Here is a 9,706-nt window from a genome sequence, read left to right as displayed (position 1 = left end):
CCCGCACACCGGAGGCCGTTCGGGCCGGCCAAACAGCGCACACAGGTGTTCGACAGAGAGATGAATGCAACGTTCTCCGGCCGGCTTGCCATTGGGCATACCGGGCATCGGCGTACTGATGGAGGGGGCAATGCAGCAAGCGCCACAACCTTCACGGCATTTCATGGCGAAAAGCTCCTCGCGACGGGCAAAGGGTTGAATGACGCGCAGTAAGAGTAACCGCTAAAACAGCCGTTTTAAATTGCTCAAAGAACGGTTTTTGCGCTCAACCACGTGTGACTGATCAGTCTCCGACAAAGTGTCGGTCCCGACAGTCACACTCAGGGGGATTTTTACTGCTTGAACTCGAAATCCAGGGCCGCGCCTTCAACATCACGGCGCTCTTCGTTACGCAGCTGCAATTGCATTTCGTTGCTCAACAAGCGTCCGTTGAGCTGAAACGGACTGGTGTCCTTGGGCTTCTCGCCAAACATCTGCGGCAACAATGGCTGACGCTTGGGCAGATCGACCGAACCGATCGGCTGCAGGTGCTTGACCATCTCCTGAGGCAAGCTCAGATCGAGCTTAGCGGGCGGCAAAGGCGTCTTGGCAATCTCGCTGGCGGATTTGGACTTGGAGGCTATCGGCGCACGCTTTTTCACCGGTTTGGCCGGCTTGGCCTTGGGTTTCACCGGAGCCTTGGTTGCCGGGGCCTTCTTTGCAGCGCTGGAGTGGCTGCTCGACGATGACTGCGGCTGCGCTGCGGGAGCTGGCGTCTTTTCCTGGGCCGACGCCGCCTGTACCGGGCCGGCACTGACGGCTCCGAGCAGGCAAAGCGACAACCATAAGGCAGGCGAAAAAACGTTCATACACACAGGCAGGGTCAACCAAAGGTGCCATATGCTCGCTCGTTGCGGACGTCATGACAAGCATTGAGACCCGACCCGTTAAAAACCGCCGGCCGCCTCCTGGCACAATTGGCTGGCCAACATGCCCAGGGTCATCAACGCCCGCTCAGCCTCGCGATTCCACGGGGTGCCGCAATTGAGGCGGATGCAGTGGTTGAATTGCTCGGTATTGCTGAAGATCAGCCCCGGGGCAATGCTGATGCCTTGCTGCAAGGCCCGTACATGCAGTTCCTGGGTGTTGACCCGCCCCGGCAAACTGACCCAGAGAATAAAGCCACCGGTGGGCCGAGTGATCTGCGTGCCTTCGGGAAAGTACTGCTGCACCGCCAACTGGAAGGCGCTGAGGTTCTTGCGGTACTCCTGGCGGATATGCCGCAGGTGCCGATCGTAGCCGCCGTTTTCCAGATAGGCGGCCACGCCCATCTGGGTCACGCTGCAGGCCGAGTGGGTGCTGAAGGTCTGCAGGCGCTGGATCTCCTGCTGATATTTACCGGCAATCATCCAGCCGATCCGCACGCCCGGCGACAGGGTCTTGGAAAAACTCGAGCAATAGATCACCCGGTCCAGGCGGTCGTAGGCTTTCAGCGCCTTGGTGCGGCCGACTTCAAACATCAGCTCGCCATAAATGTCGTCCTCAACCACCTGGATATCGAAATCCGAGGCCAGGCGCAGCAACTGCTTCTGCCGCTCCTCGGGCATGGTGCCGCCCAGGGGATTGCTCAGGCGCGTGGTCAGCACCAAAGCCTTGATCGACCACTGGTTGGCCGCCAGTTGCAGTGCCTCCAGGCTCATGCCGGTGGCCGGGTCACTGGGGATCTCGATCACCTTCAGGCCCAGCAGATCTGCCAGTTGCAGCAAACCGTAATAGGTCGGCGACTCGGCGGCGATCAGGTCGCCCGGGCGGGTCAGAACCCGCAGCGACATCTGCAGGGCGTCGACACAACCGTGGGTAATCACCACTTCCGACGGGTCCACCACCACGCCGGCATCGCGCATGCGAATCGCCACTTGGCGGCGCAACGGCTCGAAACCCGGGCTGAACATGTAGCTGAACGCCCGCGGGCTATGGAACCGCGTGACCTTGGCCAGTTGCTGGTGCAGCGCCCGCACGGGCAGGTAATCCACGCTGGGCACCGCCGCCCCGAGAGGAAACACCCCTTCGCGCCGGGACTCCACCAGCACCTGCTGGATGATGCTGCTGCGCGTGACCAGGCCCGGGCGCTCGACCCGGGCGATGTCCGGGGTCGGCGCGGTCAGCGCCGGCGTCTGGTGCACGTAGTAACCCGATTGCGGCCGCGCGCGGATCAGCCCCTGATCCTCAAGGTTGGCGTAGGCCTGAAGCACCGTGGCATGGCTGACGTTGAGCTGCGAGCTCATCTTGCGCACGGAAGGCACGCGCTCCCCGGGCTGATAGACACCACGGCGGATGTCTTCGGCCAGTTGCTGGGCGATACGTTGATAGAGCAAGAGGTTGGTCATGACGCGGCACTCGGTTTCACGGGCATTTTATTTTTGTGCGAAGCAATACCGGAACAATACCGGAACAGTTACGAAGTGTACTGGGACAGTTTCTACAATAGTCGAGGATACAGTGCAGTGAAAAGCAAAACCGCTGGATTTTGCCACGCTCTTCACAGGCATTAAAAAACCCGGCACCGCCAAGGGTAACCGGGTCTTTTTGACCGCCCCAACCTTAGCGGGCAGCGCCGAGTTGGCCGGCTTCGTCGGAGAACACAATCTCCACCCGACGGTTCTGCGCCCGCCCGCGCTCCGACGCATTCGCTTCTACCGGGTAGTCGTCGCCATAACCTTCGACCTGGACCCGCTTCTCGTCGATGCCCAGGTCCACCAGTACATCCGCCACTGACTGAGCGCGATCACGGGACAGTTGCAGATTGTGCTGCTTGTCACCGGTGTTGTCGGTGTAGCCCTCGATGCGCACCACGCGTTTGGGGTTCAGTTGCAGGAATTGCACCACCTTGAGCACGGTGCGATTGGCCGAGCTCTTGAGCTCCGCTTCGCCGGTGTCGAACAGCACGTCGCCCAGGGTCATCACCAGGCCGCGGTCGGTCTGGGTGGTGGCCAGGCTGATGATCTGTTCTTCAAGCCACTTGCCCTGCTGCTGCACGCTGATCAACTTGGCTTCGCGCAAGGCCAACTGCAGGCGCTGGCGCTCCAGTTCAAGCTTGGTCGCACGCTCCTGGTTGAGCACCTGCTCGCTGTGCTCGCGGGCGATTTCGCTGTAGCGCTGGCTCAGGTACGCGTAATGCACTACGTCGGCGCCACTGCCCCAATAGCTGGACAGACGGTCGGCGCGAGCCAGGGATTCACCGGCGCGGATCACGTCCTTGGGCGCAATACGCAGCACATTGGCGTCTTCCTTGACCTTCTGGAAGTCGCTGCTGGCTTGTTGCAAGGCGGCGTCGCCGTGCTGGCCGGCGCAGCCATAAAGGCCGCCCAGCGCCAAAATCAGGGCTGTGCCCACTCCCCCCTTGATCAACTTCATTGGGCATCTCCCAGTTGCTTGCGCAGGCGAGTGATGCGGGTGTTGAGCACCTTCAACTGTTCCTGGCTTTTCAGGGTCAGGACCCGGGCTTCCGCCAAGCGCGCATCCAACTCGGCCTGTTCGGCTTGCATCCGCGCGTCCTTGAAAGATTGGTCCTGCATGTCGGCCTGGGCCTGGGTGAACTTGTCCTCGGCGAGTTTCAACTCCGGGACTTCGTCTGCCGAGGCGCCTACCGCCTTGGCCTGTTCCAGCGCTTGCTCGGTCAGGCGCAATTGTTCATTCGGCGCCGGATCGGCTGCACAACCCGCCAGAGCCAAAACGGCCAGGGCAGCGAAAAGAGGTCGAATACTCACACAAAATTCCTACTGTTTTGGGGCGCTGACGGGTTGCTGCAACTGCGCCTTCCACAGCTCTAGATTGCGCTGCAGCAAGGCTTCCGTCAGACCGGACGCGGGCAATTCTGTCATCTTTTTCGCCAGCTGTCCGCGCAACCAGGGGTCATTGCAGGCCGAGTTGTGAGAGATGGCCAGGAACAGCCCGGGTTTATCCACCGCCTGGGGGAAGGCTTGCAGGTCATTGGCCATGCCCAGGGACTGCGCCATGGCCATGCCGGCATAACGCGGGGCCAGCACGTACTCCACCTCCCCCAGCAGCAGCTTCTGGAACACCTGGGTCAGGTTGGGCAGGCGCTTGAGGCTCAGTTGCTCCTTGGCCAAGGCAGCAAAGGGCTGGGTCAGCCGGGCCTTTTCCGATACGGCGCCGGCATGGCCTTGCAGGTCGGCCATCTGGCTGTAGACCAGGGTCGAGTCCTTGCGGGTCCAGACCAGGTAATCATTTTGCACCAGGGCCGGATGAATGTAGTCCAGGGACTCCAGCTCGTTCAGGGTCAGTGGCGCGTCGGCCAGCAGGTCCATGCGCCCGCTACGCACCTCGTCCAGGGCTTCGGAGCGCTTGCCGCTGTACAGCAGCTCGACCTTCACTCCCAGTTCACCCGCTACGTGCTGCAACAGGTCGGCGCTGGCGCCCATCAAGTGCTTGGGATTCTGCGGGTCACGCCACAGATAGGGCGGCGCGTCCGGGCTGCCGGTCACCACCAGGCGTTCGCACTTGCCCGCCGCCATCGACAACGATGGCAACAGCGTCAGCCCCAACAGCACTGACCAGCCACTCAAGCGGCGCAGATCCATGAGCACAGTCTCCCCGACAAATTGCAGACAATAAAAAACCCGGCCAAAAGGCCGGGCTCTTTATAAGTGAAGCCGCTGGATTAGACCAGCTTCTCCAGCTCAGGGATGGCTTCGAACAAGTCCGCCACCAGGCCGTAATCGGCCACTTGGAAAATCGGTGCTTCTTCGTCCTTGTTGATCGCGACGATCACTTTGGAGTCCTTCATGCCGGCCAAATGCTGGATCGCGCCGGAGATACCCACGGCGATGTACAGCTGTGGCGCAACGATCTTGCCGGTCTGGCCGACCTGCATATCGTTGGGCACAAAGCCTGCGTCGACTGCAGCGCGGGAAGCGCCGACCGCCGCGCCCAGCTTGTCGGCCAGGGCGTACAGGTGCTTGAAGTTGTCACCGTTCTGCATACCGCGGCCGCCGGAAACGACGATCTTGGCAGCGGTCAGTTCAGGACGATCGGACTTGGCCAGCTCTTCGCCAACGAAGGACGAAGTGCCTGCGTCGTGAGCAGCCGCAACGGCTTCAACAGCAGCCGAACCACCTTCAGCAGCCACCGGGTCGAAACCGGTTGCACGTACGGTGATAACTTTTACCGAAGCGTTGGACTGTACGGTAGCGATGGCGTTACCGGCGTAGATCGGGCGCTTGAAGGTATCAGCGCTTTCCACCGAGATGATCTCGGAGATCTGGTCAACGTCCAGCTGCGCAGCAACGCGCGGCAGGATGTTTTTGCCGTTGGAGGTAGCGGCAGCCAGGATGTGGCTGTAGCCAGCGCCCAGCTCTGCTACCAGAGGGGCAACGTTTTCTGGCAGTTGGTGAGCGTAGGCGGCGTTATCGGCAACCAATACTTTGCTCACGCCAGCGATTTTTGCTGCAGCTTCAGCCACGGCACCAGCGCCTTGGCCAGCGACCAGAACGTGGATATCACCACCGATTTTAGCGGCAGCGGCCACGGTGTTCAGGGTGGCCGGGGCCAGCACCTTGTTGTCGTGTTCGGCGATTACCAAGATAGTCATGATCAGATTACCTTCGCTTCGTTTTTCAGTTTCTCGACCAGTTCAGCCACCGACTTGACCTTGATGCCCGCGCTGCGTGCAGCCGGCGCTTCGACTTTCACGGTCTTGTTGGTGGAGGCGGTGGAAACGCCCAAAGCATCCGGAGTCAGCACTTCAAGCGGCTTCTTCTTGGCTTTCATGATGTTTGGCAGGGACGCATAACGCGGCTCGTTCAAACGCAGGTCGGTGGTCACGATGGCTGGCAGGCTCAGGGAGACTGTTTGCGCGCCGCCGTCGATTTCACGGGTCACGGCAACCTTGTCGCCACTCACTTCGACTTTCGAAGCAAAGGTGCCCTGACCGTAACCGGTCAGCGCAGCCAACATCTGGCCGGTCTGGTTGTTGTCGCTGTCGATGGCTTGTTTGCCCAGGATCACCAACTGCGGCTGTTCCTTATCGACCACGGCCTTGAGCAGCTTGGCCACGGCCAGGGAGTTCAATTCATCGGCGGATTCGACGAGGACGGCGCGATCGGCACCCAGTGCCAGGGCGGTACGCAGTTGCTCTTGAGCAGTAGCAGGACCGATGGAGACGACGACGATTTCAGTCGCCACGCCTTTCTCTTTCAGGCGTACGGCTTCTTCCACGGCGATTTCGCAGAAAGGGTTCATCGACATCTTGACGTTAGCGAGGTCGACGCCGGAATTGTCCGCCTTGACGCGAACTTTCACGTTGTAATCGACAACGCGTTTGACAGCTACAAGAACCTTCATGGATTCCTCGTTACTCTCCGGTGAAAAGAAAGTCGCCTAGGCGAGAACCTGGCGGTTGATGCTCATCGGCACAAGGGCACCTCCAAAAACGCTGGCGCTTGTCATTAAGGATGACCTTGCTCACGGGGTGATGACCGTTCGTCAGTGATGACCGACGAGTCATTCATTATCGCGGCGTGTAAACTGCGCACTGCCCAGCTGCGCATTGCGTCACCTTTATTGCCTTGCCCTGTCTTTAGAGGTGCTCTTGAAACCAACAGTCAGCCTACGGCGAGCGCAAAACCGACCGTATCTTGACCGGAACGCCTTTTCCGGTCAATACGGCAAAACGGCCACTTATAAGCCGTCCCTCTTTGATTTACCTGGCCTGCGGCAATTTCAAACAAACGTTTGTATTGGACGCTGACAGTGGTGTAGATATAATGCGCCGCCCAGAGAGAAAGGTGAGTCACTCGCCGCCCGCGCGCCCCTGCGTCGCAGCGCGAAGCGACGATACCGCCAAACCTCCAAAATTAGAAAAACCGTAGAGCCTTGAGTAGGAGATAGCCTAGTGGAACGCGAATACATGGAATTCGACGTGGTCATCGTCGGTGCCGGCCCCGCTGGCCTGTCCGCCGCCTGCCGACTGAAGCAGAAGGCCGCCGAAGCCGGTAAGGAAATCAGCGTCTGCGTGGTCGAGAAAGGCTCCGAAGTCGGTGCTCACATCCTGTCCGGTGCGGTGTTCGAACCACGGGCCCTGAACGAACTCTTCCCGGACTGGAAAGAACTCGGCGCGCCGTTGAACACCCCGGTCAAGCGCGATGACATCTATGTGCTGCGCAACGCCGAGAGCGCCACCAAGGTTCCGGACTTCTTTGTGCCCAAGACCATGCACAACGAAGGCAACTACATCATCTCCCTGGGCAACCTGTGCCGCTGGCTGGCCCAGCAGGCCGAGAACCTGGGCGTGGAAATCTACCCGGGCTTCGCCGCCCAGGAAGCCCTGTTCGACGAAAACGGTGTGGTCCGCGGAATCATCACCGGCGACCTGGGCGTGGACCGTGAAGGCCAACCCAAAGAAGGCCTCTACACCCCGGGTATGGAACTGCGCGGCAAATACACCCTGTTCGCCGAAGGCTGCCGTGGCCACATCGGCAAGCAACTGATCCAGCGCTTCAACCTGGCCAGTGACGCTGACGCCCAGCACTACGGCATCGGCCTGAAGGAAATCTGGGAAATCGATCCGGCCAAGCACCAACCGGGCCTGGTGGTCCACACCGCCGGCTGGCCGCTGGAGATCATGGGCAACGAAAACACCGGCGGCTCCTTCCTCTATCACCTGGAAAACAACCAGGTGGTGGTCGGCCTGATCGTCGATCTGTCCTACAGCAATACGTTCCTGTCGCCGTTCGACGAATTCCAGCGCCTCAAGCATCACCCGGTGCTCAAGCAGTACCTGGAAGGCGGCAAGCGCATCAGCTACGGCGCCCGCGCCATCTGCAAAGGCGGCCTGAACTCGCTGCCGAAGATGGTATTCAAGGGCGGCGCCCTGATCGGTTGCGACCTGGGCACCCTGAACTTCGCCAAGATCAAGGGCAGCCACACCGCCATGAAGTCCGGCATGCTCGCGGCCGATGCAGTGGCCGATGCGCTGTTCGCCGGTTCCGAAGGCGCTGATGAACTGACCGCTTACGTTGATGGTTTCAAAGCCAGTTGGCTGTATGAAGAACTGTTCGCCAGCCGCAACTTCGGCCCGGCGATCCACAAGTTCGGCGCTATAGTCGGCGGCGGTTTCAACTGGGTGGACCAGAACCTCTTCGGCGGCAAACTGCCGTTTACCCTGCATGACACCAAGCCAGACTTCGCGTGCCTGAAGCCAGCGGTCGAGTGCAAGAAGATCGACTACCCGAAACCCGACGGCAAACTCAGCTTCGACAAACTCAGCTCGGTGTTCATCTCTGGTACCAACCACGAAGAAGAACAGCCGTGCCACCTGAAGCTGACCGACCCAAGCATCCCGATTGGTAAGAACCTGCCGCTGTACGATGAGCCTGCCCAGCGCTACTGCCCGGCCGGTGTGTATGAAGTGATCACCAAGGAAGACGGCGAGAAGCGCTTCCAGATCAACGCCCAGAACTGCGTGCACTGCAAGACCTGTGACATCAAGGACCCTTCGCAGAACATCACCTGGGTCACCCCGGAAGGTGCAGGCGGGCCGACTTACCCGAACATGTAAGTCGCCACCGTCCAAGAGAGGCCCCCTATATGGGGGCCTTTTTATGTTTGCAGACTCCATCGCCGGCAAGTCGGCGCCTACAAAAAACCAACGCGTCGCCCCCGCCCGTAGGAGCTGGCTTGCCAGCGATAGCCGCCAACATCAAGGCTTACGCCACGCGCTCTTCCCCAGGGTTACGCTCGAAATAACGTTTGTACTCGCGGCTGAACTGCGAGGTGCTCTGGTAGCCCACGCTGTGCGCCGCCTGTGCCACGCCCATGCCGTCCACCAGCAGCAACTGCTGGGCCTTGAGCAGCCGCAAGCGCTTGAGGTACTGCACCGGCGACAGCAAGGTGCAGCGCTTGAAATGCTCATGAAAGGTTGAGGCACTCATGTGCGCATAACCCGCCAGGGTTTCGATGTTCAGGGGTTCGGCGTAATGGGCGTGCAGATGGCTCAACGACGTCGCCACCCGGGAAAACTGCCCCTGCTGCTCCACCAACGCCCGCAATACATCGGCCTGGGGTCCACGCAACGCGGTGAACAGTAATTCCCGGACCCGCGCCGGCCCCAGGATCCGGCTCTCCAGCGGATCGTGCAAACACTGCAACAACCGCTCGACGCAGCCGCGCATGGCGTCATCCAGCACCACCGAACTCATCGACTCCAGGGTCTGCGCCGCCGGCGGTGGCCCAGCCTGAATGCCCATGGCCATTACCAACTCCCCCAACACCACCCGATCAATGCCCACGGTCACCCCCAGCAAGGGTGCATTGGGCAAGGCAAAGGTCTCGCATTCGAAGGGCACTGGCATCGCCTGGATCAAGTAGTGCCCGGCGCCATATTCCAGGGTGCGCGGGCCCAGGTACGCGACCTTGCTGCCCTGGGCCACGATCATCAGGCTCGGCTCGTAGATCTGCGGCCCCCGCGCCACGTCGCAACTGGCACGCAGCACCTGCACGCCCGGCAAATGGGTTGGCGAGAAACCATCGCAGGGCGTCAGCCCCTCGATCAGGGAAACCAGCGTGGCGTTGGCATCGACATGGCGGGTCAAAAGCATTGGAGCACTTCTCGGATTGTGGAGAGCGGCAAGCTACAAGCGGTGAGTCGCAAGCGGCGAGCGTGGGCACACAGTTTATAGCCTGCAGCTTGTCGCTTGCCGCTTTCAGC

At 60.7% G+C, this 9,706-nt stretch carries 10 protein-coding genes; 1 reads left to right on the top strand and 9 read right to left on the bottom strand.

The genetic code is table 11. The features are described from left to right. The 8 genes from M1B35_RS29020 to M1B35_RS28985 all read right to left on the bottom strand — a co-directional run. Window positions 1-165, bottom strand: a 165-nt coding sequence (locus M1B35_RS29020; protein ID WP_268263761.1) for a YkgJ family cysteine cluster protein, incomplete at its 3' end; no start/stop codon positions are given. Window positions 166-332: 167 nt separating this feature from the next. After that, window positions 333-848 carry a translation initiation factor 2 gene (locus M1B35_RS29015; RefSeq protein WP_123330440.1) on the bottom strand — a complete coding sequence of 172 codons (516 nt, stop codon included), beginning with the start codon at window positions 846-848 and terminating at the stop codon, window positions 333-335. Window positions 849-926: 78 nt separating this feature from the next. Continuing rightward, window positions 927-2,366, bottom strand: a complete 1,440-nt coding sequence (locus tag M1B35_RS29010; protein WP_123330438.1) for an aminotransferase-like domain-containing protein — start codon at window positions 2,364-2,366, stop codon at window positions 927-929. A gap of 214 nt (window positions 2,367-2,580) precedes the next feature. Then, window positions 2,581-3,393, bottom strand: a complete 813-nt coding sequence (locus tag M1B35_RS29005) for an OmpA family protein (RefSeq protein ID WP_123330436.1) — start codon at window positions 3,391-3,393, stop codon at window positions 2,581-2,583. Beyond that, entirely contained in the window at window positions 3,390-3,746 is a 357-nt protein-coding gene (locus M1B35_RS29000) for a DUF4398 domain-containing protein (protein ID WP_123330434.1), read from the bottom strand. Before M1B35_RS29000 ends, M1B35_RS29005 begins: the two co-directional genes overlap by 4 nt. Window positions 3,747-3,755: 9 nt before the next feature. After that, the gene (locus M1B35_RS28995; RefSeq protein ID WP_123330432.1) at window positions 3,756-4,580 is read right to left on the bottom strand and encodes a substrate-binding periplasmic protein; all 825 of its coding nucleotides are present in this window, start codon (window positions 4,578-4,580) and stop codon (window positions 3,756-3,758) included. An 80-nt stretch (window positions 4,581-4,660) separates the two neighbouring features. Next, window positions 4,661-5,590: an electron transfer flavoprotein subunit alpha/FixB family protein gene (locus M1B35_RS28990; protein ID WP_123330430.1), complete on the bottom strand. Its 930-nt coding sequence runs from the start codon at window positions 5,588-5,590 to the stop codon at window positions 4,661-4,663. 2 nt (window positions 5,591-5,592) lie between these two features. Next, window positions 5,593-6,342, bottom strand: a complete 750-nt coding sequence (locus tag M1B35_RS28985; protein ID WP_123330428.1) for an electron transfer flavoprotein subunit beta/FixA family protein — start codon at window positions 6,340-6,342, stop codon at window positions 5,593-5,595. 550 nt (window positions 6,343-6,892) lie between these two features. Here M1B35_RS28985 and M1B35_RS28980 point away from each other — a divergent pair. Continuing rightward, complete coding sequence (locus M1B35_RS28980) at window positions 6,893-8,557, top strand: electron transfer flavoprotein-ubiquinone oxidoreductase (protein WP_123330424.1); 1,665 nt, start codon at window positions 6,893-6,895, stop codon at window positions 8,555-8,557. Window positions 8,558-8,705: 148 nt separating this feature from the next. Here the strand turns inward: M1B35_RS28980 and M1B35_RS28975 are convergent, their stop codons facing one another. Then, entirely contained in the window at window positions 8,706-9,596 is an 891-nt protein-coding gene (locus M1B35_RS28975) for an AraC family transcriptional regulator (RefSeq protein ID WP_268263759.1), read from the bottom strand. Window positions 9,597-9,706: the final 110 nt, after the last annotated feature.

The sequence above is a fragment of the Pseudomonas morbosilactucae genome, assembly GCF_023241665.1.
GTDB classification, from domain to species: Bacteria; Pseudomonadota; Gammaproteobacteria; order Pseudomonadales; family Pseudomonadaceae; genus Aquipseudomonas; species Aquipseudomonas morbosilactucae.
Note: the sequence above shows the minus strand (reverse complement) of the source record. Positions and strands in the feature narration are given on the sequence as shown.

What these genes read in the sequence shown, in the direction of transcription:
- M1B35_RS29015 (WP_123330440.1), bottom strand. Translation starts at nt 848, where the DNA reads ATGAACGTTTTTTCGCCTGCCTTATGGTTGTCGCTTTGCCTGCTCGGA.
- M1B35_RS29010 (WP_123330438.1), bottom strand. Translation starts at nt 2,366, where the DNA reads ATGACCAACCTCTTGCTCTATCAACGTATCGCCCAGCAACTGGCCGAA.
- M1B35_RS29005 (WP_123330436.1), bottom strand. Translation starts at nt 3,393, where the DNA reads ATGAAGTTGATCAAGGGGGGAGTGGGCACAGCCCTGATTTTGGCGCTG.
- M1B35_RS28995 (WP_123330432.1), bottom strand. Translation starts at nt 4,580, where the DNA reads ATGGATCTGCGCCGCTTGAGTGGCTGGTCAGTGCTGTTGGGGCTGACG.
- M1B35_RS28990 (WP_123330430.1), bottom strand. Translation starts at nt 5,590, where the DNA reads ATGACTATCTTGGTAATCGCCGAACACGACAACAAGGTGCTGGCCCCG.
- M1B35_RS28985 (WP_123330428.1), bottom strand. Translation starts at nt 6,342, where the DNA reads ATGAAGGTTCTTGTAGCTGTCAAACGCGTTGTCGATTACAACGTGAAA.
- M1B35_RS28975 (WP_268263759.1), bottom strand. Translation starts at nt 9,596, where the DNA reads ATGCTTTTGACCCGCCATGTCGATGCCAACGCCACGCTGGTTTCCCTG.